The following is a 25,971-nucleotide window of genomic DNA, read 5'->3' on the forward strand; positions in this document are numbered from 1 at the left end:
AGAATAACCACTTATTTTTATTCTTTTCAAGCTGTTGCTTAAATCGAAATTTGGCTCCCCCTGCAAGACTTGAACTTGCGACATACGGATTAACAGTCCGCCGTTCTACCAACTGAACTAAGGGGGAATAATATGGTGCCTCGAGGCGGAATCGACCGCGCCCGGCTAGGGACCGACACATTACTGCAAAGCAGTAACAAAAATCAATCTCTAATTTTAAATGGTGCCTCGAGGCGGAATCGAACCACCGACACGAGGATTTTCAATCCTCTGCTCTACCGACTGAGCTATCGAGGCAAAAGTAAAAGCGGTTAGGCTTAAACTTTTGCAATGCTGTTTTCACAACAGTTGCTAAAAAATGGTGCCGACTACCGGAGTCGAACTGGTGACCTACTGATTACAAGTCAGTTGCTCTACCTACTGAGCTAAGTCGGCACACTTTGTTTACTTCCATCAAGCTTTGCTTGAAATAGAAAGTGGCTCCCCCTGCAAGACTTGAACTTGCGACATACGGATTAACAGTCCGCCGTTCTACCAACTGAACTAAGGGGGAATTATTCTTTATCTAATACGACAAACTCGCATTGGATGAATAATGGTGCTCGAGGACGGAATCGACCGCGCCCGGCTAGGGACCGACACATTACTGCAAAGCAGTAACCAGAATCAATCTCTAATTATATATGGTGCCTCGAGGCGGAATCGAACCACCGACACGAGGATTTTCAATCCTCTGCTCTACCGACTGAGCTATCGAGGCAAAAGTAAAAGCGGTTAGGCTTAAACTTTTGCAATGCTGTTTTCACAACAATTGCTAAGAAATGGTGCCGACTACCGGAGTCGAACTGGTGACCTACTGATTACAAGTCAGTTGCTCTACCTACTGAGCTAAGTCGGCACACTAAATCTTTTTTAGTTCCAAGCCTATGGCTTAAAACAAAATTTGGCTCCCCCTGCAAGACTTGAACTTGCGACATACGGATTAACAGTCCGCCGTTCTACCAACTGAACTAAGGGGGAATAGATTGTCTGTTGCTTGCACCATTTTTTCAAAAGAGAAGAAATGGTGCCTCGAGGCGGAATCGAACCACCGACACGAGGATTTTCAATCCTCTGCTCTACCGACTGAGCTATCGAGGCAACGGGGCGCATTAAAAAGGTTTTCGGCCTCTCCGTCAACGATTATTTGATAAAAAAAGTGCAACCTTTGTTTTTTTACGCTGATTGTTCGTATTTTGAACTTTATGGCAAAGAAAAGGAGCTGGAAATTGCTGCTAGTTAATAGCCAAAGCTTGCTGTTCTTGATTCAATGCGCGTAGCAAAGCAGGCCGCCGGCTCATGTGTTGGCGGTATTTTTCCAGTTTTGGTGGTAGTTTTTGATCAAATTTGACGGCCCAATTTAGAGTGTGGGTAAGCAGAATATCGGCAACGGTCGGAAAGTTGCCGATGAGAAATTCGTTGGCGGGCAACCAGCTTTCAGCTGTTTGCACTGCTTTCTTAAATTCCCAGTTTGCCACTGAGATCATTTCAGGCAGGCGAATTGGTTCGGGAAGGGCAAACTTATGCTTTCCCATAGACCACAGCGGTTGTTCGAGCTCGGTAATGATAAAGCTTACCCACTCAAAATGTTTCGCCGATTCTGCCGTTGATGGTTTGGGGAGCCAGTGCTTGCCATATTTTTCCGCCAGGTAGAGGCAAATTGCTGCTGATTCGGTGATGACGATTTTTTCATCGTGAAGGGTTGGCACTTTCCCCTGGGGGCAAAGGGCAAGGTAGTCAGCAGATTTATGATCGCCCTTGGCAAAGTTAACTAAATGGTATTGCCAGTCCAGACCTAGCTCCTCCAGTAGCCAGGACACACGCAACGATCGTGTTCTGGGGTAACCATATAATGTGATCATTTTGTCTTCCTTGATGTTTTCATGGAGGCACATGGATATAAAGTTAGCCTAAAACAAGCAATCAGCCCAAAGTACCAGGACACTTTTGTAACGAGGATTGAGTTTGTATTAGCTATTTTGGCCGAAGCAGGGGAGGGGGGATCAGCGCGGAGCGATAAGCAATAGGCATAAAAAAGCCTCGTCCGGAGACAAGGCTTTTCTTGTTTGGCTCCCCCTGCAAGACTTGAACTTGCGACATACGGATTAACAGTCCGCCGTTCTACCAACTGAACTAAGGGGGAATTGTACTTTTTTAACCAGATGTCTTAGACACCAAGTTTAAATATGGTGCCTCGAGGCGGAATCGAACCACCGACACGAGGATTTTCAATCCTCTGCTCTACCGACTGAGCTATCGAGGCAAAAGTAAAAGCGGTTAGGCTTAAACTTCTGCAATGCTGTTTTCACAACAGTTGCTAAAAAATGGTGCCGACTACCGGAGTCGAACTGGTGACCTACTGATTACAAGTCAGTTGCTCTACCTACTGAGCTAAGTCGGCACACTAAATGTGGCTCCCCCTGCGGGACTCGAACCTGCGACATACGGATTAACAGTCCGCCGTTCTACCAACTGAACTAAGGGGGAATTATTCTTTATCTAACACGATAAACTCGTATCGGATGAATAATGGTGCTCGAGGACGGAATTGACCGCGCCCGGCTAGGGACCGACACATTACTGCAAAGCAGTAACCAAAATCAATCTCTAATTTTAAATGGTGCCTCGAGGCGGAATCGAACCACCGACACGAGGATTTTCAATCCTCTGCTCTACCGACTGAGCTATCGAGGCAAAAGTAAAAGCGATTAGGCTTAAACTTTTGCAATGCTGTTTTCACAACAATTGCTAAGAAATGGTGCCGACTACCGGAGTCGAACTGGTGACCTACTGATTACAAGTCAGTTGCTCTACCTACTGAGCTAAGTCGGCACACTAAATCTTTTTTAGTTCCAAGCTCATGGCTTAAAACAAAATTTGGCTCCCCCTGCAAGACTTGAACTTGCGACATACGGATTAACAGTCCGCCGTTCTACCAACTGAACTAAGGGGGAATAGATTGTCTGTTGCTTGCACCATTTTTTTCAAAAGAGAAGAAATGGTGCCTCGAGGCGGAATCGAACCACCGACACGAGGATTTTCAATCCTCTGCTCTACCGACTGAGCTATCGAGGCAACGGAGCGCTATTAAACGGGTTTTCAGGCTTTTCGTCAACAACTTTTTTAATAAAAATTACTGCTTGCTCGCTTTTTATACATGAACGGCATTTGCGGCTATTTCTTTGTCATTACATCAGATTTTTCCCTGATTAAACTCTTTTTGGTAATTGGTGACCTTCTGTAAATAACGCCTTGCTTCGGCTTTTGGGTGTTTGTTTGTCAGCGCCCAATAGACTTGGTTTGGTTGTAGGCGATTGAGATCATTCATTGCTCGCTTGCGATCACTGTCGAAGGTTTTTAATACCCCACCAGTCCCACCGTTGTAGGCGGAAATCATGCTGTAGTGCAGCGAAAGCGGATCACGGACATCTTTGAGGTAGCGGTTTCGCAAAATGTAAAAGTAGGCTGTGCCGGTATCAATATTTTTGGCCGGGTCAAACAGGTATTCGGGTGAAGGCTTGCCTGACTTGTTCTTTACCAGCTTGAAGACATCGGCGCCTGCCGTATTGGGTACCACTTGCATCAGGCCATAGGCATTGGCATGGCTGACGGCATAAGGGTTGAAACTGCTCTCGGTTTTGATGATGGCATAAATCAGATCTTCGGGAATACCGTAACGGCGTGAAGCATCGCGTACGATGCTGGCATATTTGTAGCCTCGCTTGTTGGCGTGATCGGCAACCATCGGGATCTCGACATAATAGGCCTGCTGGTAGCGGATTTTACGCTTTTTCAGTTGGCTACTGATGAGGTGATCAGCAAATTGATTTGCCCGCCAGGACCATTCAATAGGCTTGCCTTCCTGATCCAGTACCTGGCCATAGAGAAACGGTTTGCCGTTAAATTCAATCCCCGAGTCTGAGTACAGATCGACGCCGCCTGGATTATCAGGTGTTAGCAGGGTGGTTGTAATGGCTTCTTTAAGGTGGTTTTCCGGCTCTGTCTTTGCCACCGTCTCGACAATCACCACACCGCGCTCGAAATCGACATGGGCGCGGCTCTGGTAGCCATCGGTATACTTGACGTATTGGCGCTTGCTGGCAACAAGGGAGTCATTGTCGCCCCAGTAGCGCTTTACCTGGCCGCTGAAGTTACTCATCAGGCGGTCAAGCGACGCGGCATCTTTGGTAAATTGCCCAGGCAATGGTGCGAGGTTTTTAGCAAAGCGGTTAGTGGAGGTGTAGTCGACATCGTAAAACTGTTCGACAAATTCACGGCTGCATCCGCCAAGCAGAAGAAGCGACAATAGAAGAGCGCGTTTTTTCATAATTCCCGGTAAAAAAAAGACATCACTTGTTTGGTAGCAAATGATGTCATTTTCTTGCACTCCGGGTAAGTTTTTTTACACCGGAGATAGGGTAAACCGTGAAGTCAGGGCGTTTACTTCTCGCTTGGCGGTGTATATCCGTCAATGATCACATCTTGGCCTTCAAACAAGAAGTTAACCATTTCAGTTTCCAACAGCTTGCGGTGCTCCGGATCCATCATGTTCAGTTTCTTCTCGTTGATTAGCATGGTTTGCTTACCTTGCCACTCTGCCCAGGCTTCTTTTGAGATGTTGTCGAAGATACGTTTACCCAGCTCGCCTGGATAAAGCTGGAAATCCAAACCTTCCGCTTCTTTTTTCAGACGGGCACAAAATACAGTACGGCTCATTGAGTGGCTCCTTAATCCTAACCTTCATGAGTACGCTGCTAGTTATACCAGAGTGCAGCGTATGCTTCTAGATATCACGGTGAAAGGGCGGTATAGCCCTGCTTAAGTTGCGGCTATTATTGGTTTTTCAGTTCGTAGTGCAGACTCTCCAGAATTTGCTGAACCGGTGCAGCCAGGCCAACTTTGGGCGGCTGGTTGAGGTTATACCATTGCCCTTTGCCTGATTCGGTAATCACATTTGGTGCTGTGCTGAGTGTGATCCTAACTGGCACTATATCGAGGTGATAGTGGCTGAATGTATGGCGAAACGCATTGAGCTGTTCAGTCGTGCTGATCAGCTGGGTGGATGCCCCTAATCGCTGTTCGATAATCGCCTCGAGATCCTGATGATCATTTTGTGGAAAACACCATAATCCTCCCCAGATCCCAACGGGTGGCCGCTGCTCCAGCCAGATTTCCTCGCCGCATTGGAAAATGGCAAACCAAGCCTGCTTTTCGGGAAGGGCCTTTTTCGGTTTTTTGCCGGGAAAGTCCATCTGGCGCTGCTGGGCTTTGGCCTGACAGCGTGCGGTGACCGGGCATAATTCGCATTTGGGCTTGCTGCGGGTACAAATCATTGCCCCCATGTCCATCATTGCCTGGTTATAACGCTCGACGCCTTGTTCCGGGGTATTTTGCTCGGCGATTTCCCAAAGGACATTTTCTACCGGCTTTTTGCCTGGCCAACCTTCAACAGCATAGCAACGAGCCAACGTACGTTTTACATTTCCATCCAGAATAGGGTGGTGCTGCTTGAGCGACAGCGACAACACGGCGCCTGCGGTTGAGCGCCCGATGCCCGGCAGGGCGATGACCTGCTCGATGTCGGTAGGAAATTCACCGTTGTGTTCTGCGACGATCACCTGCGCCGCTTTGTGCAGGTTGCGGGCGCGGGCGTAGTAACCTAATCCTGTCCACAGGTGCAGTACCTCGTCTTGCTCCGCTGCGGCTAGATCCTGGACGGTAGGGAACCGTTCCACAAATCGCTCGAAATACGGAATGACTGTGGCTACCTGGGTTTGCTGGAGCATGATCTCCGATAGCCAGACTTTATAAGGTGTTTTGTTGAGCTGCCAGGGCAGCGTTTTGCGGCCGAATTTGTCGTACCACGCTAAAATGGCCTCAGAGAAGGTATTAGTCACAGAAGTTCGCTCACTTTACTTGCTTTACGTTTGCCCTGGTGATCTTTTTTGTCAAAATTGGAGTCGGCAGTGGCAATCATTTATACTTCCCTACGCTGTGTAAACCACACGGCTTGAAAGCTTTTATTAGGTATTATTGAGTAAGATTGCACCACAATCTGGTTATTGTCGCAATCGATAGACTTGAACTTCGTCTATAACTTTGGATAATGCCGTTCCGTTTCTTTTTTGTTTGGATAGTAAGCATGAGCGAAGTTGCAAAAAAGTCTGGTGAAGTGACCATGACTGAATTTACCGAAGACGGCAAACTGGTACGAAAAATTCGTAGCTTTGTTCGTCGTGAAGGCCGTTTAACCAAAGGCCAAGAATTGGCAATGGAAAATAACTGGCCGACAATGGGTATCGACTTCGCTCAGCAGCCGCTGGACTGGAAAGAAGTGTTTAACCGTGAAGCGCCAGTTGTACTGGAAATCGGTTTTGGCATGGGCGCGTCATTGGTTGAAATGGCCAAGAACGCACCTGAAAAGAACTACATCGGTATCGAAGTACATAGCCCTGGCGTAGGTGCCTGCCTGATGGCGGCAGAAGAGGCTGGTTTAACAAACCTGCGTGTAATGTGCCATGATGGCGTGGAAGTTTTCGATCATATGATCCCAGATGGCAGCCTGGATATGGTTCAGCTGTTCTTCCCTGACCCATGGCACAAGGCCCGTCACCACAAGCGCCGTATCGTTCAGCCGGAATTTGCTGAAATGCTACGTAAGAAGCTTAAGATCGGCGGCATTTTCCATATGGCGACAGACTGGGAAAACTATGCTGAGCATATGGTTGAAGTGATGAACGCAGCGCCAGGCTACCGAAACACGGCAACTGACGGTGATTATATTCCGCGTCCGGAAGATCGTCCATTAACCAAATTTGAAGCTCGCGGCCACCGTTTGGGCCACGGCGTATGGGATATGAAGTTCGAGCGGACTGAATAAATCCCCTTGGTTCAGAGATTGAACCGTCAACAAGCATCCAATGTAATATGAAGAAAAAGCCAGCCTAGTGTTGGCTTTTTTACCCTTGGAGAAAAATAGTGAAGCCAACAGAAACGTTGCTCAGTGAGATTTTGGATGAAGTCAGGCCATTGATTGGTCAGGGAAAAGTGGCTAACTATATCCCGGCATTGGCAAAAGTACCTGCCAATAAGCTGGGTATCGCTGTCTGTTATAACGATGGTGAAATTATTCAGGCGGGTGACAGTGATGAATGTTTCTCGATCCAGTCGATCTCCAAGGTATTGAGCCTAACGATGGCGATGACCCTGTATGAACCTGATGAAATCTGGCGGCGAGTCGGCAAGGAGCCTTCGGGGCATGCCTTCAACTCAATGATCCAACTCGAGCTGGAAAATGGCATTCCGCGTAACCCGTTCATCAATGCAGGGGCATTGGTGGTGTCTGATCTGCTTCATAGCCGCCTTTCAGCACCTCAGTACCGGATGCTAGAGCAGGTTCGTGAGCTAGCCTGTAATCCACACCTTGTCTATGACAAAGAGGTCGCCGCCTCTGAAATGCAGCACAGTGATCGCAATGCCTCGATTGCTTACCTGATGCGCTCATTCGGCAACTTCGAGAACGAGGTGATGCCAGTACTGAACAACTACTTCAGCTATTGCGCCTTAAAGATGAGCTGTGTTGATTTGGCAAGGACATTCAGCTACCTGGCCAATAAAGGGCTTCCTTTGAGTGCGAAAAAAACAATTATCAGCCAGACTCAGAGTAAGCAAATGAATGCATTGCTTGCGACTTGTGGTTTGTATGACGGTGCAGGCGAGTTTGCTTACCGGGTGGGTATGCCGGGCAAATCAGGGGTTGGTGGCGGTATTGTCGCTATTGTACCGGGGGAGATGTCGATTGCGGTATGGTCACCGGAGCTGGATCCTTCCGGGAATTCATTGGCAGGGACCGCGGCATTGGAATTGCTTGCAGAGAGAATCGGACGCTCTATTTTTTAGTGGGTAATGGCTGTTCATTGATGGTCGGCGCATGCCCTGTTCTAAGGGGATGCGTATGCCTAAGAGTTACCGCCGTACGGTTTGTAAGGCAGCCATTGTAGTTGGCTTGTCAGTAGTTTGTGCAAGTGCTTCGGCATCACTTTGCCAGCCGCAATGGCATAATGCGATCACCATGCAAGATGGCGATATCACGCTAGAAAAGGGGATTGATACTTTTCATATCAAATCCAACGGCCAGCTCTATTATGGGATCCATAAGGTTAAGCTGAACGAGCTGCAACAGGCTGTTCTGGCTGATTATCACAGTATCATGGTCAAGGATCTGCCTTACGTGCTCTCTCACTCCCAATTGATTGATCAGGAGCTGTGTGAACGGGTAGCTAAGCGTGAGGTGAAGGAACATGAGATCCAGTCATTGATCCCGGCCCTGCGGAACTGGCGGAGTGTGAGTTTTAAATGAAGAAGCAAGGGCGCTTCGCTTATATATGCTTCGCATAGGAAGCGAGTTACGCTGCGCTCCGGGAAGCGGGAAAAAACAAAAAGCGAGAGTTCATATTGACTCTCGCTTTTATGCCTTGAAGCTTTTCACGCTTCACGCTTCACGCTTCACGCTTTTATTCGTCTTCGTCAACAAAGGCAGCCAGCAGATCATTAAGGAACAGCTTGCCATGCTGTGTGATCTGCCATTCACTGTCGGTATCGGTTAGGTAGTTTTGCGCCAAAGCCCAATCAATTGAAGATTGGATGGCACTTAACGGTAGGCCGGTACGTTCAACAAAATCCTGTTTCGGGCAGGGTTCCAACAGGCGGAAACGGTTCATGAAGAACTCAAACGGCCTTTCACTATTCTCTACCTGGGTTTCCTGATCCAAATACGGCTTTTGCGGGTTTAAGTAGCCGCGCGGGTGTTTTACCTTGACGGTTCGGGTGATGGTGCCGTCAGCAAAACTGATCTTGCCATGGGCGCCACAACCAATACCGAGGTAATCGCCAAAACGCCAGTAGTTGAGGTTATGGCGGCACTGCAGGCCGGGTTTGCTGTAGCCGGAGATTTCGTATTGTACGTAGCCCGCTTCAGCCAGTAGCTGGTGGCCTTGTTCAAAGATATCCCATAAATCATCGTCATCCGGTAGTGTCGGCGGCTTGGAATAAAACAGGGTATTAGGCTCAATGGTCAGCTGGTACCACGATAGGTGCGGCGGATTAAGGGCTATGGCCTGTTTGAGATCCGAGAGGGCATCGTCAATCGATTGTTCCGGTAGCCCGTGCATCAGGTCGATGTTAAAGCTGTTTAATCCCGCTTCGGTGGCCAGCTTTGCTGCCCTAATCGCTTCGTCGCAACCGTGGATCCGGCCAAGGCGTTTTAGTTTTTCATCCTGGAAACTTTGGATCCCGATAGAAATTCGGTTTACCCCGACTGCGCGGTAGGCGGTAAAACGCCCTGCCTCGACGGTGCCTGGGTTAGCCTCCATCGTGATTTCAATATCATCACTGAACGGAATACGCGCTTCGATGGCCTGCAGCAGGCGGCCAATCTCTTCAGGAGAGATCAGGCTAGGTGTACCACCACCAATAAAGATTGAGTGTAGCGGACGGCGAGCATCTTCCAGCTGGTAAGCAGCTAGATCAGTCTCCAGATCTTCGATTAACGCATCAATATAATCGAGCTCGGGAATGGCCGTTTTGAGGGCATGCGAGTTAAAGTCGCAGTACGGGCATTTTTGTACACACCATGGGATGTGGACATACAAGCTTAGTGGTGGTGGAACTAACATTAGGCGTCCTTCAAGGCGGCAAAGAGTTTCTGCAGCGCTTTACCGCGATGTGATAGCTGCTTTTTGCGGGTAGGCTCTAGCTCAGCAGAGGCGCACTGATCTTCCGGTACCCAGAATACAGGATCATAGCCAAAACCATTGTCACCATGGGCTTCGGTTAAGATGCTGCCTTCCCAGCTACCGTGGCACACCAATGGCGTCGGATCGTTTTCATGGCGCATCATTACCAATACACAATGGAATCGGGCACTACGCTGGTCGGCTGGTACGCCTTCCATTTCTTTCAGCAGCTTTTCCAGGTTCTGCTGATCGCTGGCCTCTTCACCGGCAAAGCGGGCTGAGTAAATACCTGGTGCACCCTTGAGGTAGTCCACTTCCAGGCCAGAATCGTCGGCAATCGCAGGCAGGCCAGTCTCTTTTGCTGCATGACGAGCTTTGATGATGGCATTTTCGATGAAAGTTGTGCCGGTTTCGGCAACCGAAGAGACGTTGTAGTCACTCTGTGCAACAACATCAAAACCAAAGTCTGCAAGCAGGCTTGCCATTTCTTTTACTTTGCCCTGGTTGCCAGTGGCCAGTACTAGTTTGCTCATCACTGTTCCTCGGTGAGTCCGCGCGGACTGATAATTGTGGGGCGCTATGATAGTACCAAATGACCTTTGCCTCCACCCTATTGAGTTTCTGCAGAGTGATGCTGGAAAGAAAGGTTAAGCGGGAATCATGCAGCTTGAAAAAGAAAGAGGAGCCCGCGGGCTCCTCTTGTCAGGCTTTGCTGGCCGATATTGACCGCTTAATCGACATAGAAGGTCTGCTTGAAGGCGATCTGGCCGTTGGTGCCACCTTGAGAGATATCAATGGTAAAGCTGAAGCTCTCCTCGTTGGCATGTTTCAGCTCGGCGATGTAGTAGATGGCCGAACCTTCACGGACTTCGCGGAAAGAAAGGTCCTTAATCTTCCCGAGCAGGTTCTTGGCCTGGCCGGACAGGACTGCAGTGACCGCAGGCTTGCCGTTTTGCGTTTTATCTAAAACGGTAACGTTGACAACGGCCGAGTAGCGGCTGCGCTTGATCCGGTAGGTATTCGCCACTTCAGGTGTCAAAAATGTCGAAGGAAAGCTGGAATAGTGGACTTCAAGATTACCGATATTCTCAAGCTGTTCAGCATGAACGGGTAGGGCAGTAAAGAGTAGTGCTGATAATAAACATAAAATACGAGTCATGATTTTATCCTTCTGGATACTTACCGGTTACTTATGCGATTTTTATGGCCAGGTAAGTATTACATCCTTTTAGTATAGTCAGCTGCTGGTGGTTGTAGCAGCTCAGCAGTGTGCTGAGCTGCATGCTTTATTTAAGCAATTGAAGCTGCTGTGTTCTACAGCAGTTCAGATATTGCTGGAGGGATTTCCCGAGGGCTTTCGATACGCACTTGCTTGTGGCGCCCGAGCTCCCCTTTTTCAATCACCACCTGCCCTTTGGCAACCCGGAACAGTTTGGCCAGGTACTTGGTCAGGTGGCCATTGGCTTTACCGTCCACTGGCGGTGCGGTAATGGCAATCTTCAGCTCATCACCATGCAGGCCCACAATCTGGTCACGGCTGGCTTTAGGCTGAATATATAGCCGGATCACCAGGTCGTCTCCGCTGCGGGTTACTGCAGTCAAACTCATAACTGGTGCCAGATAGGGCCGATAATATCACCCATCAGGAAGTTCGCGAACTGCAGGCCGATGAACAGGACCAATACACTCAGATCCAGGCCTCCCATCGCCGGAATGAAGCGGCGGATCGGGGCTGTCATTGGTTCGGTTAGCTGGTGCATAACGTATTCAACCGGGCTGCGACCCTGGCTGACCCAGCTTAGGATGGCGCGTAGCAGCAGTACCCAGAATAGCAGGCCGCCAGCAGCTTTAAGTAGGGCCAGTGCGCCGACCCATAAGAAATCGACACTAAATGCCATACCGCCGCCGGTCAGTACCAGCTGTAGGATGACAAACTTGGCAATGCTAAGGACATAGGCAAATAGCAGCGTAGCCAGATCCAGCGAGCCAATGGACGGGATAATGCGGCGCAATGGCGCAACAACAGGCTGGGTAGCCTTGACGATGAACTGGGAAAACGGGTTGTAGAAGTCCGCCCGGGCCCACTGGAGCCAGATCCGTAGCAATACAACCATGATGTAGAGGTCAAATAGGGTGCTGACCAAGAAACCAATTGAATTCATAACTAAACCTTAAAATAACTTTTCCATTTCTTCAGCGCGGGAAACCGCGGCACGCATTGCTTTTGCTACGGTATCACTAAGTTGGTGCTCGTTAAACGTTCGCAGTGCTTCTGCGGTGGTACCGCCTTTTGACGTTACCTGCTCGCGCAAGGTTGCCAGCTCAGTGTCAGGGTTGGCAACGACCATTCCAGCCGCGCCAGCAGCGGACTGCTGAACTAACAAGCGGGCTGTTTTTGGGTCAAAACCTTGCTTGATCGCTTCTGCCTGCATCGCTTCCATGAACAGGAAGAAGTAGGCAGGGGCGCTACCAGCTGCCGCTATAATACCGTTAATTCCTGATTCTTGCTCGACCCAGCATACTTCGCCGACAGCTCGCATTAAGTTTTCGGCAACGGTTTTATCTGCCGCAGGGACAGCTGCAGGGGCGTACATGCCGCTCATGCCTTTACCGATCAGGGATGGGGTGTTTGGCATAACACGAACGAGGTTGAGTTCGGTAGCCAGCATTTCATTGAGGCGCTGGACAGAGATCCCTGCTGCGATTGAGATCACCAGCTTACCAGAAAAGTCGATCCCCTGTAGCGGACGGCAGACTTCTTCCATCAGCTGTGGTTTGACCGCCAGCACGACCACTTCGGCCTGTTCGACCGCCAACATATTATCGTCGCTGGTGTGGATACCGTAATCGCGGGCGAGCGGTTCGCGGCGAGCCGGGCCAGGGGCGGTTGCGGTGATTTTATCGGGGCTATAGCCGCTACAAACAAGCCCGGCAATGATAGAGCGGGCCATATTGCCGGCACCGATGAAAGCGATTGAACGTTGTTCCATGTGAAGTCCTTATTCGTAAATCGAGAGGAGCGAGTTTCTAGCCTTTAGAGACTCGTTTCTCGTTTCTTCTATGTGTAATCCCTTGCACCAAAAATAGCGGTGCCGATACGGACTATGTTACTGCCTGCTGCGATAGCGGCTTCCATATCGCCACTCATTCCCATCGACAGGGTATCGAGTTGCGGATGTTTGTTCTGCAATGCTTTTTGGGCATCGGCCAAGGCACTGAAGGCGGCGTATTGGCTGTCGTAGTCATCTGCTTTTTGCGGAATGGACATCAGGCCTCGCAGTACCAGGTTAGGCATAGCTGCGATTTCGTCGGCCAGCGTAGCAAGCTCGTCAAATTTGACGCCAGACTTGCTGGCTTCGGCGCTGGTATTGACCTGTAACAGTATATTTAATGGCGGCATTGTTGCCGGGCGTTGTTCGCTCAGGCGACGGGCAATTTTGGCCCGATCGACAGAATGTACCCAGTCAAAATGTTCGGCAATCAGCCGGGTTTTGTTGGACTGGATAGGCCCGATAAAATGCCAGCTCAGTTTGTCAGCCTGAGCGTTGGTTGCGAAATGCTGTACCTTTTCGACACCTTCCTGGACATAGTTTTCACCAAACGCGAACTGTCCTGCCGCAATCGCATCTTCGACAGCTGCGATTGGTTTGGTTTTACTGACCGCCAGTAGTTGCACGGAATCGGCTTTTCGACCGCATTTTTCGGTCGCAGAGGCTATCTGGGAGATGACCTGTTCAATATTTTGTTTGATACTACTCATAATCGATTCTGTAGGGAAAATTTATGGATATCACCGAGCTACTGGACTTTAGTGTAAAGCATAATGCCTCTGATCTGCACCTTTCTGCAGGTGTCCCGCCAATGATCAGGGTAGATGGTGACGTAAGAAAACTCAGTTTACCAGCCTTAGAGCATGCTGAGGTACACCGATTGGTCTTTGATATCATGACGGATGCCCAGCGCAGGGAGTACGAAGAGCACCTAGAGGTGGATTTTTCTTTTGATCTGCCTAAAGTCGGACGTTTTCGTGTTAATGCCTTTCAGCAGTCCCGGGGGAGTGCAGCGGTATTTCGAACCATTCCGATCAATATCCCGTCACTGGAGTCCCTTGACGTCCCGGATGTGTTTTACAAGATCGCACAGTGCCAGCGTGGACTGGTGCTGGTCACCGGGGCGACTGGCTCTGGTAAGTCGACCACCATTGCGGCTTTGGTTGATTACATTAACGAGAACTACAATCGGCATATTCTTACCATTGAAGATCCGGTGGAATTTGTTCATAGCGGTAAACGCTGCCTGATCAACCAGCGTGAAGTGCACCGTGATACACATAGTTTCCATAATGCACTGCGCTCCTCGCTGCGTGAAGATCCTGACGTGATTGTTGTCGGAGAGCTGCGGGACAAGGAAACAATCAGCCTGGCGCTTACCGCTGCAGAAACTGGCCACTTGGTGTTGGGTACCCTGCATACCAGCTCGGCAGCCAAGACCATCGACCGTATCATTGATGTGTTTCCCGGTAATGACAAGTCGATGGTGCGTTCAATGCTGTCAGAGTCGTTGCGGGCTGTCGCATCACAGAACCTGCTTAAGTGCGTGAGTGGTGGCCGTGTCGCTGCCCATGAAATAATGATGGCGACTCCAGCTATTCGTAACCTTATTCGGGAAGATAAAGTTGCCCAGATGTACTCGATGATCCAGACGGGATCGGCGATGGGTATGCAAACCATGGAACAGAGTGTCAAAATGCTGGTGGCACAGGGGATCGTCGAAGCTGAAGAAGGGCGCCGTGTCGTCGACAGTAGCTTCGTACTGCTGTAAGTGTTAGTTAGAGAATAGGAAAAAGAATGAATTTACAGCAGATCCTAGAGGAGATGGTGCGCTGCAAGGCATCAGATCTGTATATCACGGTGGATTCCCCTTGCTTGCTGCGGGTCGATGGTCACCTGCAGCCTTTGGGGGAAGTCTTGGAGCGTGGCGCCGTTGATGCCTTGTTTGATGATGCGATGGACAGCGAGCGACGACAGGATTTTGTCTCGACCCAAGAGGCAAACTTTGCGCTGGTTCGTGGTGAATTGCGTTTCCGTGTTAGTGCCTTTTGGCAGCGTGAATTGCCGGGTATGGTTATTCGCCGAATTGAGACTGAGATCCCCGATCTTTTTTCACTGAACCTACCGATGGATATGCAGAAAATGGCGCTGGCCAAGCGCGGGTTGGTCCTGGTTGTCGGGGCGACAGGATCGGGAAAGTCGACTTCAATGGCGGCCATGACGGGATTTCGCAATAATAACCGTAGCGGGCATATCCTGACGGTCGAAGATCCTATTGAGTTTGTCCATAAGCATAACCGGTGCATTGTGACCCAGCGAGAAGTGGGCCTGGATACCGAAAGCTATGCTGTAGCATTGAAGAACTCCTTGCGCCAGGCTCCGGATATGATCCTGATCGGTGAGATCCGGACGCCAGAAACCATGGAGTATGCGATGAATTTTGCCGAAACCGGCCATCTGTGCATGGCAACATTGCACGCTAACAATGCCAACCAGGCACTGGAGCGGATCCTTCACTTGGTTCCCAAGGAGCGTAGAGAGCAGTTTTTGTTTGATCTGTCATTGAACCTGAAGTGTATCCTGGCCCAGCAGCTGATCCCGGATGCCAATGGTGTCGGCCGTCATGGAGCTTTTGAGCTGTTGCTCAATACCCCGAGAGTCGGCGATTTGATCCGCCGCGGTGAGTTGCATGAGATCAAAGAAGCAATGTCGAAGTCCACTGAGTCAGGGATGATGACGTTTGATCAGTCACTGTACGAGCTGTTTAGCCAAGGCAAAATCACCGAGCAAGATGCCCTTCACCATGCCGATTCGGCTAACGATCTGCGCCTGATGATCAAAGTTGGCTGTAAGAATCAGCAAGGCAGCAATACCCTTGCGGGAGTTACTGTCGATATGGGCTAGATCCTAGCAACTAAAAAGATCATAGCGGTCAAGAAGCTTTGGGGTTGTAATGATCCTAAAGCTTTTTTATTACCTGTTATTTATAAGGTTATGATCTTAAATGATTAAAAGTGGGTATTGAGCTCTGGCGTGCTGCGTGTTGAGCTTTTGGGTTCAAAGTGTCCAAAAGCTGTACAAGCTGTTCTGGCCTTATGTAAAGCGGGACTGGAAACGGCAATTTCTTTGAGTACGAGTAGTGATTGCTTTGGGGTGAAAAAAGAGGGAAAAGGTGTACATGGCATAGGTCCTAGGCCCTAGGAAAACAAGGTCCTAGAAAGAGCAAGAATTTGGCATTTTCTTGATCGTTTTGAATCCTGCGTGCAGGACCCCAGGACCCCAGGACCCCAGGACCCCAGGACCCCAGGACCCCAGGACCCATTTTAACCGTACTGGCGTTCAAACCAGCTCTCTAAGATCACCACAGCAGACTGGGAATCGATATTGCCTTTGCTGAGGGATCGGTAACCGCCGCGGTCAAACAGTTCGGCACGGGCTTCAACGGTGCTCAGGCGCTCGTCATGGAGCTCAACCTGACAGCCAAAACGGCCATGGAGGCGGTTGGCAAATTTTTTGGCCCGTGGGGTAATGGTTTCAAGTTCACCGCCTTTTAAGTCGAGAGGCAGGCCAACGACAACAAGATCAGGTTGCCACTCTTTGAGAATTTTTTCGATGGCATCCCAGCTTGGAATACCGTCTTTGGCTTTTAATGCTGCCAGTGGCGTGGCAGTGCCAGTCAATTCCTGGCCAATAGCGACACCAATGCTCTTGGTGCCGTAATCAAATGCTAATACGCTGCGTGAGTTACTCATGCATGTCCTGTGTCGATAGAAAGGTGAGCCGAACTAATACCGAGCTGGGCGACGGCTTTGTCCCAGCGCTCGTTGATCGGCGTGTTAAAAACTACATCCGGATCAGCTTCAGTAGTTAACCAGGTATTCTCTGCCAGTTCCTGTTCCAATTGCCCAGCCGTCCAGCCAGCATAACCGAGTGCGACCAGAAACTTCTCTGGCGCCTCACTGGTGCCAAGCAAAGGCAGAATGTCTTTGGAGGTCGTGACCGAAACCTGCTCGGTAATATTGATGCTCGAACTGAAGCGTCCTTTTTGCTGATGCAGGTGGAGGACGAACCCGCGATCGCCGGAAACAGGTCCGCCGTTGAAGACTGGTTGCTCAAGGCTTGCTGGATTATTGACCGGTAGCTCACGCTCAACGTCTATTTGTTCAAGCATATTGCCTACAGAAATATCGATAGGCAGGTTTATGACGATGCCCATAGCACCCTCATCATTATGCTCGCAGACATAGACCACACTACCCTTAAAGTTCGGATCCTGCATGCTGGGCATGGCAACCAGAAAATGATTAGTCAGATTCATTAGTGTGCACCTACAACATATCCTGTTACTTACAGTATGCCGACTATTTGCCGGAAATGGTATTTATACCAATCTACATAAATATCTGGCCATTTTTCATGGTTAAAATTACCAACTACTGCGTTGGTAATTTTGTAATTAGAGCCATTAGTTACTGCATTTTCCGCCTTGTATTTGGCAATTTTTCCTCATGAAAAATAGACCATCTACTTATCCAGATTGGTATTACGTGCTAATTCAACACTCGAGAAACAATAAAAAACGCAGCCTTGCTCTCAAGACTGCGCTTAACTTACGAAGGAGAATTAAGCGTTTACGCGACGCTCGATCGCGTCCATTAATTTACCAGTGATGGAAATATCAAAGGCGGCTTCGATTTCACGGATACAGGTTGGGCTGGTTACGTTAATCTCGGTCAGCTTGTCACCAATAACATCCAGGCCAACAAAGATCAGGCCTTTTTCTTTCAGAACCGGCGCGACGGTTTCAGCAATTTTGCGGTCGGTCTCGCTGATCGGGCGGGCTTCGCCACGACCGCCAGCAGCCAGGTTGCCGCGGGTTTCGCCCTTGGCCGGGATCCGTGCCAGGCAATATGGCATAGGCTCGCCATCAACGACCAAGATACGCTTATCACCGTTACTGATATCAGGCACAAAGGTTTGCGCCATACAGTAGTTCTGGCCGTGGTTGGTCAGGGTTTCGATGATCACCGATACATTCGGATCGCCTTTCATCACACGGAAGATTGATGAGCCACCCATACCATCGAGTGGTTTCAAAATCACATCACCATGCTCTTGGTGGAAGGCCCTGATTTTGTCTGCGCTGCGGGTGACTACGGTAGTGGGGGTTAGATCCGGGAACCAGGCAGTAAATAGTTTTTCGTTGCAGTCACGCAGGCTACGAGGTTCATTGACGATCAGTGCCCCTTCGTTTTCGGCGCGCTCTAGGATGTAGGTTGCATAGATATATTCAGTATCGAAAGGCGGATCCTTGCGCATCAATACCGCATCTAGCTCAGACAGGGAAATTTCCTGCTCGCCGTGGAATTCGAACCAGCCATTTGGATCTTCTTTTAGGCTAACCACACGGGTACGGGCAACGGCTTTGCCTTGCTCCAACGAGAGGTCGTTCATTTCCATATAATGGATTTCCCAGCCGCGACGCTGTGCTTCCATCATCATGGCAAAGCTGGAATCTTTTTTGATGTTGATAGACTCAATCGGGTCCATCACGATACCCAGTTTGATCATTTCTTTCTCCTAGTCTGTCGTTGGCTTGGTTAGCCTAAATCGCCAAAGCGGACTTGCAGGGCTGTGATTGCCGTCATCGCCGTGGTTTCGGTACGCAGTACACGCGGACCGAGTAAGATTTCATCGAATTTATATTGCTCTGTCATACCGATTTCTTCGGCAGACAAACCACCTTCTGGGCCAATCAGCAAGCGAACTTTGGTGACAGGTTCCGGCAAGGTGTTGATCGAGTAGCTAGCACGAGGGTGCAGGTTCAGTTTTAGCCCGTCGTATTCTTCGGCACACCAGTCTTCCAGCTTCATGACCGGGCGGATCTCCGGTACCGTATTTCGGCCGCACTGCTCACAGGCACTGATGGCAATTCTCTGCCATTGCGCCAGTTTCTTCTCAAAGCGCTCGGTATTGAGTTTTACGCCACAGCGTTCAGAAATAAGCGGGGTGATGGTCATGACACCCAGTTCGACAGATTTCTGGATAGTGAATTCCATTTTCTCACCACGGGAAATCACTTGGCCGAGGTGGATATTGAGTGGTGACTCGACACTGTGTTCATCGCGGCGCTGGATTTCAACTTCAACGCTCTTCTTGCTGGCGTTGGTGATAACCGCGGGGAACTCGGCATCGCTGCCGTCAAACAGCAGTACTTCCTGGCCTGCCTGCATACGCATGACACGGCCAACGTGGTTGGCTGCATCATCGCTGAGCATGATTTTGCCCTGATCGGGTAGCGACTCAGGATGGTAAATACGAGGGATTCTCATGGCTATCTCGATAACCTGTTTAGTTTTTATCTCGCAGCATTATATCAACTCTGATAGCTAATGCAGTCTGTTGATAAAGAGATGGACGCTGGAGAGTGGAAAAACAAGGTTGATTGAAAAAAATATTGGCTACAGGGCTGTTGAAAATATAAAGGAATATATGCACTGCAACGCATTTTTGATTAAAAACTCTACTCTTTTATAGGGGTACATTTATCATCTGTGGCAATGATGAATGAAGGAGTATTTATGTTGACTAATCAAGGGATTATTCGTCCTGTCGCGCTTGGCCTTGCTGTTGCTCTGGCAGGGTGTAATTCCGGAGGCGAAAAGGCGCAGGAGCGAACTAACCTGAATGTCAATGGCGATCCCGCCCTTGAGCAATTAACGCCTTATCAGCCCGGTAGCGCATTCGGTAGCTCTGCCCAGTCGTGCGTGGTGCTCTACAAGGAAGATCAGTCTTGTGGCGTAAGTGATATTGCGCCGATTGGCTTTCAAAATAGCGCTGATGTCACCCCTGAAGATATTGCGCAGCGTTTGCTGGTTTCCCATCAATGGATGGGGGATAACTTTGTTGCCGTATTGCGCCTGATGCCTCAAGATCTCCTGAACATGTTCAGGTCGATTAATGCGGTTGTGCTCAGCTTTGAGGTAAAGCCGTCATTCTATCATTCAGCAACGGCGAGTATTTATCTCGATCCGCGCTACCTGTGGCTCAACGAAGCGCAGTGGAGTGATATCTACCAGCAGGAAGATTACCGCAACGAGTACCAGTCCCAGTTACAATTTGAGGCCGCGCAGCGTTACCTGGATCCCAGCTTGGAGTACGTGCTGCCAAGCAAAAAATATAATGCAGCCTACAACCCAACCCGTACCCTGGAGCAGGTAACGGCCGGCTTATACCGTCTATTGGCCCATGAACTGGCACATGCCAATGATTTTCTTCCGCAAACGGAGTTGGCCAGCCTTGATACGTCTTTGACTATTTGGGACAACATCAGCCAGTTTACCTATGCCAATAAGAAGCTTCACCAGGCCCATCCGCTTTCTTCGGCAGAGCTGCATAATGCAGCCCAAGTCTCTTTCCGGGGAGCCGATGCTACAGCGGCGGTGAAGGCAATGACCCCGCAAGATGCCGGTACGTTCTTTGAAGCTGGCGGCGCTGCTGATTTTTATGCATATTCCAGTGGGGCAGAAGATGTTGCTATGCTGTTTGAGGCATTTATGATGCGGCGCCAATACAATGCGACTGCCGATGTTGCGTTTGTCTCCAACCCTCAGGTAGCCTCGCCATCGTGCAATGATTATATCATTGGCTGGGGGCAGAGGGATCGGTTGGCTGTTACCGAGGTAAAAGCACGGGCTAAGTTGGTGGCAGAAGAGTTGTTGCAGAAAGATTTAACGGATGAATTTGATCAAATCACCTCACGTTTGCAAACCTTGCCTTATGGCATTGGCTGGTGTGATGCCCGTACTATGACTATGACGATGGCGTCTGACGTTAAGTCACAACAATTTGCGGTGCCATTGCAAGTTCAGCCATATCAGGATGATTTTACCCGCGACTAATTGCGAAACAGGCTTCCCGGATGCTCAATACGAGCAGGGAAGCCTCTTTGATTACAGCCCTTGCTACTGACAGGCGCGCAGCACATAAGGGTTATGGTTGTCCTGAATATCGGCAATCCTCCGGTCGCGCTCGCACTCCCACTGGTTAACCGGATATTGGCGATCCCAGGCTTCCATTAACTGGCGTTGCTGGCGTGAAAGGCGGAAAGGATATTCATCGCTCATATACAGGTAAATCCGGGCAATGGCTCCGCGTGCGGCTGGTGGCGGATCGGCACGGCGGCTTTTAAAGTCGACTTTCATTTCGCATTGGCCATAGTAGGCGCCTTTATCCCCGTTCCAGGGCCGGAAATTGTAGTTTGAGCGGTCACCGTTCACTTCCCCGATTGTCGGGGTGAGGTTATGCAGATCGGCTTCCATCGTACGGAACCTTGGATCTTTACCGCAGTTTTTCCGGCCGCCATCTTGCCAGCATTGAAGCTGGTGGCCGAATTGCCAAGCAGGAACGACGTGCTCCCATTCGATACGGCTGGCCCGTTTTAATTGTTTGCGTACCTGATAACCACAGCTATCCAGATCCGGGATCCCTTTCTTGCCGTGCCATTCAATATCACAACCGCAGTAGAAGCTGACAGGGTGATCCTGGTAAATACCGACGGCGATTTTTTTTGCTTTGCTAAAGGATGAAGGGGGGGCGGCCATGACGGCGGCGGGCATCAGTAACCCGATGATCAGCCATTTGAGAGAAAACTGCATATGTTGTCTTACCATTAAAAATCTATCTGATAAGACTATCACTGAATATAAGTTTTAGAAGTAGTTCACTCTTTTTCGTGTTGTTAATTACATTTTGTGTCAATTAAGGAAGGAGGCGATGATCAAACCGCCAGTAGTGGCTGTTGGCATTGCCGGCAGTGGTATGTTGCCTGCTTGCGCAGCACTTTATTGTGGCGGCGAACGGTTAATTGATGTTCGCTGCAGCTACATCGGTATGGGTAAGTGTTCCCCTGTACCGATGACACATCAAAGCTATGGGTTGTGCGAGCTGGCACACCAAAGACGTCGGTCATCATGACCTGCCATTCGCGCCCATGGGGACGTACCTTGCCAAATAACTTAAAGGTGACAAGGTGGGCAACTTCATGGGGCACCACTTCATCGAGGAATGCCTGCGGGTTTTCTTCGAGTAATACCGGGTTGAAGCGCACCTCCCAGCCTTGCAGGCGGGCGCTGCCTGCAATCTTACCGCGTTGCCTAAAGTTGACGGCTGGCATCGCCAGGCGTTTGTTGAGTCGCTGGTTGGCGTGTTTGATACATTGCTCGACTTTGGCAATAACTTGGGATTGGAGTGGGGACATGGCGATTTCTAGGGTAGCTGGTTGAGGGAAATTATAGCGGAGCGGGGGACTGGATCCTAGATCCTGGTTCCTGGAAAAAGCTAAAAGCCTGACGTAAGTATGTGAGCCTTGAAAGCGGCCTGAAGAACCATAGGTGCGAGGAATGCTCTAACTCTAGGATCCAGGAACCAGTTTCTAGACACCTATGTAAACAAAAAAAGGAAGCCGAAGCTTCCTTTTTTCAAATCAGTACGTTGTCGCTTACTTGATGTTAGCGAAATCGCGTAGCATTTCTGCTTTGTCTGTTGCTTCCCAAGGGAATTCTTCACGACCGAAGTGGCCGTAGGCTGCAGTTTTCTGGTAGATAGGCTGTAGCAAATCAAGCATTTCGATCAGGCCGTATGGGCGTAGGTCGAAGTTCTGACGAACAGCATCAACAATGATGTCGTGGGAAACTTTTTCAGTGCCGAATGTTTCAACCATGATAGACGTTGGATCCGCAACACCGATTGCGTAAGAAAGCTGGATTTCACAACGCTCAGCAAGGCCAGCTGCGACGATGTTCTTAGCAACATAACGCGCTGCGTAAGCCGCAGAGCGGTCAACCTTTGATGGATCTTTACCAGAGAATGCACCACCGCCGTGACGCGCTGCGCCGCCGTAGGTATCAACGATGATTTTACGACCAGTCAGGCCACAGTCACCCATTGGGCCACCGATCACGAAACGGCCAGTTGGGTTAATAAAGAATTTAGTTTCTTTGTTCAACCACTCAGCAGGAAGTACCGGCTTGATGATTTCTTCCATCACGGCTTCCTGCAGTACTGGAAGCTCGATGGTGTCACAGTGCTGAGTAGAAAGAACAACCGCATCGATACCGACAATTTTACCTTGATCGTAAGCGAAAGTTACCTGGCTTTTCGCATCAGGACGTAGCCAAGGTAGGGTGCCGTTTTTACGGATCTTAGCTTGGCGCTCAACTAGGCGGTGAGCGTAAGTGACTGGTGCTGGCATCAAAACGTCAGTTTCGTTGGTTGCGTAACCAAACATGATGCCCTGATCGCCGGCACCTAGCTCGCGAGGATCTTCACGGTCAACACCCTGGTTGATGTCCGGAGACTGCTTGCCGATTGCGCTCAGTACGGCACAAGAGTTGGCATCAAAGCCCATGTCTGAGTGCACATAGCCGATTTCACGTACGGTTTGACGGGTAATTTCTTCGATATCAACCCAGGCAGAAGTGGTGATTTCACCGCCTACCATCACCATACCGGTTTTTACGTAAGTCTCACACGCAACACGTGCTTTTGGGTCTTGTTCCAGGATCGCATCCAAGACTGCGTCAGAAATCTGATCGGCAATTTTATCTGGATGACCTTCTGATACTGACTCAGAAGTAAACAGGTGCTTTGACATGCGTACACTCACTCTTATATGGATATAGGTTAATAACAAGGAGCTCTGAGATAAAGGTTTACATAAACAAAACGCATATGGATATACGTTTGAATGTATAGAGCTACCTCCGTCTAGACGTCTATAATACCCGCAACAGGTTTAAAATCAACACCGTGAATTATAAGGTGATAGATGAACCGCAAAAGCAATCGTTTACCTTTCAGGGTGTTAACATCGATTTGTGACGTTTTCGATTGGCCAGCTTATTGAAATAGGACTCATTTTCTTCAGGAAAACGTTTGCAGTCCGGGGCCAGACTTTGCGACAATACCCGCCCGCCGATTCCTGGTTAATTTACCGTACTTATAGATTGGTAAATAACCACAATACAACAGTCTACGAATTTCTGGAGCAGACATGTCTTCACGTAAAGAACTTGCCAATGCAATCCGTGCCCTGAGCATGGACGGTGTTCAACAAGCTAACTCTGGCCACCCTGGTGCACCTATGGGGATGGCAGATATCGCTGAAGTGCTGTGGCGTGGCCACATGAACCACAACCCACAAAACCCGCAGTGGGCTGATCGCGACCGTTTTATCCTGTCTAACGGCCACGGTTCAATGCTTATTTATTCTCTGCTTCACCTTACAGGTTATGACCTGTCTATTGACGATCTGAAGAATTTCCGTCAGCTACATTCAAAAACACCGGGCCACCCAGAGTATGGCTATGCGCCGGGCGTGGAAACAACAACCGGTCCACTAGGCCAGGGCATCACTAACGGTGTGGGCATGGCGATGGCTGAAAAAGCGCTTGCTGCCCAGTTCAACCGTGAAGGCCACGACATCGTTGACCACAACACTTATGTGTTTATGGGCGACGGCTGTCTGATGGAAGGTATCTCTCACGAAGCTTGTTCACTGGCTGGCACATTGGGCCTGGGCAAGCTAATTGCGTTCTGGGATGACAACGGTATTTCTATCGACGGTGAAGTTGAAGGCTGGTTCTCTGACGATACGCCTAAGCGTTTTGAATCATACGGCTGGCATGTTATTCCTGCTGTTGATGGCCACGATGCTGACGCTATCAACGCAGCAATCGAAGCGGCAAAAGCAGAAACAGGCAAACCAACCCTGATTTGTACTAAGACTGTTATCGGCTTTGGCTCTCCAAACAAAGCGGGTACGCATGACTGTCACGGTGCGCCATTGGGTGCTGAAGAGATTGCTGCAACTAAGGCTGCACTTGGCTGGGAACACGGTCCTTTCGACATCCCTGCGGATATCGCGGCGGAGTGGGATGCAAAAGAAGCGGGTGTAGCAAAAGAATCTGCATGGGATGAGAAATTCGCAGCATACGCAGCGGCTTACCCAGAACTTGCGGCAGAATTCAAGCGTCGTGTAAATGGCGAACTGCCTGCACAGTGGGAAGAGAAAGCAAACGCAATCATTGCTGATCTTCAAGCAAACCCTGCCAACATCGCATCACGTAAAGCATCACAAAACGCCCTAGAAGCGTTTGGTGCAATGCTTCCTGAGATCATGGGCGGCTCTGCTGACCTTGCGCCTTCTAACCTGACCATGTGGTCTGGTTCTAAGTCGCTAACCGCTGAAGACTTCGCGGGTAACTACATCCATTACGGTGTACGTGAATTCGGTATGACGGCGATCATGAACGGTATCGCCCTTCATGGTGGTTTTGTTCCTTACGGCGCGACATTCCTAATGTTCATGGAATACGCACGTAACGCAATGCGTATGGCGGCACTGATGAAAGTGCAGAACATCCAGGTCTATACCCACGACTCAATCGGCCTGGGCGAAGATGGTCCTACCCACCAGCCAGTAGAGCAAATCGCTTCACTACGTCTGACACCAAACATGAGCACATGGCGCCCATGTGACCAGGTTGAATCAGCAGTGGCTTGGAAATTCGCGATCGAGCGTAAAGACGGCCCGACATCGCTAATCTTCTCTCGCCAGAACTTAGCTCAGCAAGCGCGTAGCGAAGCACAGGTTGCTGATATCGCCAAGGGTGGTTACATCCTGAAAGATTGCGAAGGCAAGCCAGAGCTTATCCTTATCGCAACAGGTTCTGAAGTTGAACTGGCTACAGAAGCTCACGCGCAGCTAACGGCTGACGGCCGTAAGGTTCGCGTTGTTTCTATGCCTGCGACAGACGTATTCGACAAGCAAGATGCTGCCTACCGTGAAGCGGTACTGCCATCAGACGTTACTGCACGTATTGCTGTTGAAGCAGGTATTGCCGATTTCTGGTACAAGTACGTTGGCTTCGGCGGCCGTATCATCGGCATGACCACCTTCGGTGAATCTGCTCCGGCAGGCGAGCTATTCAAGATGTTCGGCTTCACTGTTGAAAATGTGGTTGAGACGGCAAAAGAGCTATTAGCTTAATTCTCGGAGTGAGTGTCTTAAGACGCATTTATCGCGGACTTAAGTGATTTATTTCGAAGAATGAAAAAAAGGCCTCCTTGGAGGCCTTTTTTGTGTC

25 protein-coding genes and 16 tRNA genes are annotated in these 25,971 nt (G+C 49.7%); 7 read left to right on the forward strand and 34 right to left on the reverse strand.

Annotated elements, in window-relative coordinates:
• Nucleotides 1-51 precede the first annotated feature (51 nt).
• The 20 genes from AC51G0_RS02350 to mutY form a co-directional block, all read right to left on the reverse strand.
• A tRNA-Asn gene (locus tag AC51G0_RS02350) sits at nt 52-127 on the reverse strand.
• A 94-nt stretch (nt 128-221) separates the two neighbouring features.
• Nucleotides 222-297 (reverse strand) — tRNA-Phe (locus AC51G0_RS02355).
• A 62-nt stretch (nt 298-359) separates the two neighbouring features.
• Nucleotides 360-435, reverse strand: a tRNA-Thr gene (locus tag AC51G0_RS02360).
• Nucleotides 436-477: 42 nt separating this feature from the next.
• Nucleotides 478-553 (reverse strand) — tRNA-Asn (locus AC51G0_RS02365).
• 131 nt (nt 554-684) lie between these two features.
• Nucleotides 685-760 (reverse strand) — tRNA-Phe (locus tag AC51G0_RS02370).
• Between the two features lie 62 nt (nt 761-822).
• Nucleotides 823-898 (reverse strand) — tRNA-Thr (locus tag AC51G0_RS02375).
• 46 nt (nt 899-944) lie between these two features.
• Nucleotides 945-1,020: transfer RNA gene (locus AC51G0_RS02380), tRNA-Asn, on the reverse strand.
• 44 nt (nt 1,021-1,064) lie between these two features.
• A tRNA-Phe gene (locus AC51G0_RS02385) sits at nt 1,065-1,140 on the reverse strand.
• Nucleotides 1,141-1,274: 134 nt separating this feature from the next.
• Entirely contained in the window at nt 1,275-1,901 is a 627-nt protein-coding gene (locus AC51G0_RS02390) for a glutathione S-transferase family protein (RefSeq protein WP_496300526.1), read from the reverse strand.
• 205 nt (nt 1,902-2,106) lie between these two features.
• Nucleotides 2,107-2,182, reverse strand: a tRNA-Asn gene (locus tag AC51G0_RS02395).
• A 44-nt stretch (nt 2,183-2,226) separates the two neighbouring features.
• Nucleotides 2,227-2,302: transfer RNA gene (locus AC51G0_RS02400), tRNA-Phe, on the reverse strand.
• Nucleotides 2,303-2,364: 62 nt separating this feature from the next.
• Nucleotides 2,365-2,440: transfer RNA gene (locus AC51G0_RS02405), tRNA-Thr, on the reverse strand.
• A gap of 10 nt (nt 2,441-2,450) precedes the next feature.
• A tRNA-Asn gene (locus AC51G0_RS02410) sits at nt 2,451-2,526 on the reverse strand.
• 131 nt (nt 2,527-2,657) lie between these two features.
• Nucleotides 2,658-2,733 (reverse strand) — tRNA-Phe (locus AC51G0_RS02415).
• A gap of 62 nt (nt 2,734-2,795) precedes the next feature.
• A tRNA-Thr gene (locus AC51G0_RS02420) sits at nt 2,796-2,871 on the reverse strand.
• A 46-nt stretch (nt 2,872-2,917) separates the two neighbouring features.
• Nucleotides 2,918-2,993, reverse strand: a tRNA-Asn gene (locus AC51G0_RS02425).
• 45 nt (nt 2,994-3,038) lie between these two features.
• Nucleotides 3,039-3,114: transfer RNA gene (locus AC51G0_RS02430), tRNA-Phe, on the reverse strand.
• Nucleotides 3,115-3,232: 118 nt separating this feature from the next.
• Nucleotides 3,233-4,366, reverse strand: coding sequence for a membrane-bound lytic murein transglycosylase MltC (mltC, locus tag AC51G0_RS02435; RefSeq protein ID WP_496300527.1), 1,134 nt, complete (start codon nt 4,364-4,366; stop codon nt 3,233-3,235).
• A gap of 113 nt (nt 4,367-4,479) precedes the next feature.
• Nucleotides 4,480-4,755: an oxidative damage protection protein gene (locus tag AC51G0_RS02440; RefSeq protein WP_496300528.1), complete on the reverse strand. Its 276-nt coding sequence runs from the start codon at nt 4,753-4,755 to the stop codon at nt 4,480-4,482.
• Nucleotides 4,756-4,871: 116 nt separating this feature from the next.
• Complete coding sequence (gene mutY, locus AC51G0_RS02445; protein ID WP_496300529.1) at nt 4,872-5,936, reverse strand: A/G-specific adenine glycosylase; 1,065 nt, start codon at nt 5,934-5,936, stop codon at nt 4,872-4,874.
• Between the two features lie 245 nt (nt 5,937-6,181).
• On the opposite strand from mutY, the gene trmB reads away from it, so the two are divergent.
• From trmB to AC51G0_RS02460, 3 genes are all read left to right on the forward strand, one after another.
• Nucleotides 6,182-6,919 (forward strand): tRNA (guanosine(46)-N7)-methyltransferase TrmB, encoded by a 738-nt coding sequence (trmB, locus tag AC51G0_RS02450; RefSeq protein WP_496300530.1) that lies wholly within the window; start codon nt 6,182-6,184, stop codon nt 6,917-6,919.
• A 98-nt stretch (nt 6,920-7,017) separates the two neighbouring features.
• On the forward strand, nt 7,018-7,938 hold the full coding sequence (glsB, locus tag AC51G0_RS02455) for a glutaminase B (RefSeq protein WP_496300531.1): 921 nt from the start codon (nt 7,018-7,020) through the stop codon (nt 7,936-7,938).
• A gap of 55 nt (nt 7,939-7,993) precedes the next feature.
• Complete coding sequence (locus tag AC51G0_RS02460; protein WP_496300532.1) at nt 7,994-8,398, forward strand: hypothetical protein; 405 nt, start codon at nt 7,994-7,996, stop codon at nt 8,396-8,398.
• Nucleotides 8,399-8,552: 154 nt separating this feature from the next.
• Here the strand turns inward: AC51G0_RS02460 and hemW are convergent, their stop codons facing one another.
• The 7 genes from hemW to AC51G0_RS02495 all read right to left on the reverse strand — a co-directional run bounded on the left by hemW (nt 8,553) and on the right by AC51G0_RS02495 (nt 13,533).
• A complete protein-coding gene (gene hemW, locus AC51G0_RS02465) occupies nt 8,553-9,713 on the reverse strand; it encodes a radical SAM family heme chaperone HemW (RefSeq protein WP_496300533.1) in 1,161 nt (386 codons plus the stop codon).
• Nucleotides 9,713-10,306 (reverse strand): XTP/dITP diphosphatase, encoded by a 594-nt coding sequence (locus AC51G0_RS02470; RefSeq protein WP_496300534.1) that lies wholly within the window; start codon nt 10,304-10,306, stop codon nt 9,713-9,715. Before AC51G0_RS02470 ends, hemW begins: the two co-directional genes overlap by 1 nt.
• A gap of 197 nt (nt 10,307-10,503) precedes the next feature.
• Complete coding sequence (locus AC51G0_RS02475) at nt 10,504-10,932, reverse strand: DUF4426 domain-containing protein (protein ID WP_496300535.1); 429 nt, start codon at nt 10,930-10,932, stop codon at nt 10,504-10,506.
• A 155-nt stretch (nt 10,933-11,087) separates the two neighbouring features.
• Nucleotides 11,088-11,375: a DUF167 family protein YggU gene (gene yggU, locus AC51G0_RS02480; protein WP_496301849.1), complete on the reverse strand. Its 288-nt coding sequence runs from the start codon at nt 11,373-11,375 to the stop codon at nt 11,088-11,090.
• A gap of 2 nt (nt 11,376-11,377) precedes the next feature.
• On the reverse strand, nt 11,378-11,935 hold the full coding sequence (locus AC51G0_RS02485) for a YggT family protein (protein ID WP_496300536.1): 558 nt from the start codon (nt 11,933-11,935) through the stop codon (nt 11,378-11,380).
• Between the two features lie 9 nt (nt 11,936-11,944).
• Complete coding sequence (gene proC, locus AC51G0_RS02490) at nt 11,945-12,763, reverse strand: pyrroline-5-carboxylate reductase (protein WP_496300537.1); 819 nt, start codon at nt 12,761-12,763, stop codon at nt 11,945-11,947.
• Between the two features lie 68 nt (nt 12,764-12,831).
• Nucleotides 12,832-13,533, reverse strand: coding sequence for a YggS family pyridoxal phosphate-dependent enzyme (locus AC51G0_RS02495; RefSeq protein ID WP_496300538.1), 702 nt, complete (start codon nt 13,531-13,533; stop codon nt 12,832-12,834).
• A 23-nt stretch (nt 13,534-13,556) separates the two neighbouring features.
• Between AC51G0_RS02495 and AC51G0_RS02500 the strand changes: the two genes are divergently transcribed.
• Nucleotides 13,557-14,594 carry a type IV pilus twitching motility protein PilT gene (locus tag AC51G0_RS02500; RefSeq protein ID WP_496300539.1) on the forward strand — a complete coding sequence of 346 codons (1,038 nt, stop codon included), beginning with the start codon at nt 13,557-13,559 and terminating at the stop codon, nt 14,592-14,594.
• A 26-nt stretch (nt 14,595-14,620) separates the two neighbouring features.
• The gene (locus AC51G0_RS02505; RefSeq protein ID WP_496300540.1) at nt 14,621-15,727 is read left to right on the forward strand and encodes a PilT/PilU family type 4a pilus ATPase; all 1,107 of its coding nucleotides are present in this window, start codon (nt 14,621-14,623) and stop codon (nt 15,725-15,727) included.
• A gap of 419 nt (nt 15,728-16,146) precedes the next feature.
• Here AC51G0_RS02505 and ruvX read toward each other — a convergent pair whose 3' ends face one another.
• From ruvX to rsmE, 4 genes are all read right to left on the reverse strand, one after another.
• Nucleotides 16,147-16,575 (reverse strand): Holliday junction resolvase RuvX, encoded by a 429-nt coding sequence (gene ruvX, locus AC51G0_RS02510; RefSeq protein ID WP_496300541.1) that lies wholly within the window; start codon nt 16,573-16,575, stop codon nt 16,147-16,149.
• Complete coding sequence (locus tag AC51G0_RS02515) at nt 16,572-17,141, reverse strand: YqgE/AlgH family protein (protein ID WP_496300542.1); 570 nt, start codon at nt 17,139-17,141, stop codon at nt 16,572-16,574. Before AC51G0_RS02515 ends, ruvX begins: the two co-directional genes overlap by 4 nt.
• Before the next feature lie 305 nt (nt 17,142-17,446).
• Nucleotides 17,447-18,394, reverse strand: coding sequence for a glutathione synthase (gshB, locus tag AC51G0_RS02520; protein ID WP_496300543.1), 948 nt, complete (start codon nt 18,392-18,394; stop codon nt 17,447-17,449).
• A 29-nt stretch (nt 18,395-18,423) separates the two neighbouring features.
• Nucleotides 18,424-19,155 (reverse strand): 16S rRNA (uracil(1498)-N(3))-methyltransferase, encoded by a 732-nt coding sequence (gene rsmE, locus AC51G0_RS02525; protein WP_496300544.1) that lies wholly within the window; start codon nt 19,153-19,155, stop codon nt 18,424-18,426.
• A gap of 249 nt (nt 19,156-19,404) precedes the next feature.
• Between rsmE and AC51G0_RS02530 the strand changes: the two genes are divergently transcribed.
• Entirely contained in the window at nt 19,405-20,724 is a 1,320-nt protein-coding gene (locus tag AC51G0_RS02530; protein ID WP_496300545.1) for a hypothetical protein, read from the forward strand.
• A 63-nt stretch (nt 20,725-20,787) separates the two neighbouring features.
• On the opposite strand, the gene endA is transcribed toward AC51G0_RS02530, so the two are convergent.
• From endA to metK, 3 genes are all read right to left on the reverse strand, one after another.
• The gene (gene endA, locus AC51G0_RS02535) at nt 20,788-21,480 is read right to left on the reverse strand and encodes a deoxyribonuclease I (RefSeq protein ID WP_496300546.1); all 693 of its coding nucleotides are present in this window, start codon (nt 21,478-21,480) and stop codon (nt 20,788-20,790) included.
• Between the two features lie 122 nt (nt 21,481-21,602).
• Nucleotides 21,603-22,082 carry a SprT family zinc-dependent metalloprotease gene (locus AC51G0_RS02540; protein ID WP_496300547.1) on the reverse strand — a complete coding sequence of 160 codons (480 nt, stop codon included), beginning with the start codon at nt 22,080-22,082 and terminating at the stop codon, nt 21,603-21,605.
• A 240-nt stretch (nt 22,083-22,322) separates the two neighbouring features.
• Nucleotides 22,323-23,477, reverse strand: coding sequence for a methionine adenosyltransferase (gene metK / locus AC51G0_RS02545; RefSeq protein ID WP_496300548.1), 1,155 nt, complete (start codon nt 23,475-23,477; stop codon nt 22,323-22,325).
• 399 nt (nt 23,478-23,876) lie between these two features.
• Here metK and tkt point away from each other — a divergent pair, with 399 nt between their 5' ends.
• A complete protein-coding gene (tkt, locus tag AC51G0_RS02550; protein WP_496300549.1) occupies nt 23,877-25,874 on the forward strand; it encodes a transketolase in 1,998 nt (665 codons plus the stop codon).
• The last annotated feature ends 97 nt before the right edge of the window (nt 25,875-25,971 follow it).

This window comes from Photobacterium sp. HL06 (genome assembly GCF_059552575.1).

Excerpts from the sequence above, each read along its gene's own strand:
- AC51G0_RS02470 (WP_496300534.1), bottom strand. The coding sequence starts at position 10,306 with ATGAGCAAACTAGTACTGGCCACTGGCAACCAGGGCAAAGTAAAAGAA.
- hemW (WP_496300533.1), bottom strand. The coding sequence starts at position 9,713 with ATGTTAGTTCCACCACCACTAAGCTTGTATGTCCACATCCCATGGTGT.
- AC51G0_RS02540 (WP_496300547.1), bottom strand. The coding sequence starts at position 22,082 with ATGTCCCCACTCCAATCCCAAGTTATTGCCAAAGTCGAGCAATGTATC.
- AC51G0_RS02460 (WP_496300532.1), top strand. The coding sequence starts at position 7,994 with ATGCCTAAGAGTTACCGCCGTACGGTTTGTAAGGCAGCCATTGTAGTT.
- AC51G0_RS02485 (WP_496300536.1), bottom strand. The coding sequence starts at position 11,935 with ATGAATTCAATTGGTTTCTTGGTCAGCACCCTATTTGACCTCTACATC.
- AC51G0_RS02530 (WP_496300545.1), top strand. The coding sequence starts at position 19,405 with ATGTTGACTAATCAAGGGATTATTCGTCCTGTCGCGCTTGGCCTTGCT.
- AC51G0_RS02390 (WP_496300526.1), bottom strand. The coding sequence starts at position 1,901 with ATGATCACATTATATGGTTACCCCAGAACACGATCGTTGCGTGTGTCC.
- tkt (WP_496300549.1), top strand. The coding sequence starts at position 23,877 with ATGTCTTCACGTAAAGAACTTGCCAATGCAATCCGTGCCCTGAGCATG.
- AC51G0_RS02440 (WP_496300528.1), bottom strand. The coding sequence starts at position 4,755 with ATGAGCCGTACTGTATTTTGTGCCCGTCTGAAAAAAGAAGCGGAAGGT.
- AC51G0_RS02505 (WP_496300540.1), top strand. The coding sequence starts at position 14,621 with ATGAATTTACAGCAGATCCTAGAGGAGATGGTGCGCTGCAAGGCATCA.
- AC51G0_RS02500 (WP_496300539.1), top strand. The coding sequence starts at position 13,557 with ATGGATATCACCGAGCTACTGGACTTTAGTGTAAAGCATAATGCCTCT.
- mltC (WP_496300527.1), bottom strand. The coding sequence starts at position 4,366 with ATGAAAAAACGCGCTCTTCTATTGTCGCTTCTTCTGCTTGGCGGATGC.
- AC51G0_RS02495 (WP_496300538.1), bottom strand. The coding sequence starts at position 13,533 with ATGAGTAGTATCAAACAAAATATTGAACAGGTCATCTCCCAGATAGCC.
- gshB (WP_496300543.1), bottom strand. The coding sequence starts at position 18,394 with ATGATCAAACTGGGTATCGTGATGGACCCGATTGAGTCTATCAACATC.
- ruvX (WP_496300541.1), bottom strand. The coding sequence starts at position 16,575 with ATGAGTAACTCACGCAGCGTATTAGCATTTGATTACGGCACCAAGAGC.
- AC51G0_RS02515 (WP_496300542.1), bottom strand. The coding sequence starts at position 17,141 with ATGAATCTGACTAATCATTTTCTGGTTGCCATGCCCAGCATGCAGGAT.
- AC51G0_RS02475 (WP_496300535.1), bottom strand. The coding sequence starts at position 10,932 with ATGACTCGTATTTTATGTTTATTATCAGCACTACTCTTTACTGCCCTA.
- metK (WP_496300548.1), bottom strand. The coding sequence starts at position 23,477 with ATGTCAAAGCACCTGTTTACTTCTGAGTCAGTATCAGAAGGTCATCCA.
- trmB (WP_496300530.1), top strand. The coding sequence starts at position 6,182 with ATGAGCGAAGTTGCAAAAAAGTCTGGTGAAGTGACCATGACTGAATTT.
- rsmE (WP_496300544.1), bottom strand. The coding sequence starts at position 19,155 with ATGAGAATCCCTCGTATTTACCATCCTGAGTCGCTACCCGATCAGGGC.
- endA (WP_496300546.1), bottom strand. The coding sequence starts at position 21,480 with ATGCAGTTTTCTCTCAAATGGCTGATCATCGGGTTACTGATGCCCGCC.
- proC (WP_496300537.1), bottom strand. The coding sequence starts at position 12,763 with ATGGAACAACGTTCAATCGCTTTCATCGGTGCCGGCAATATGGCCCGC.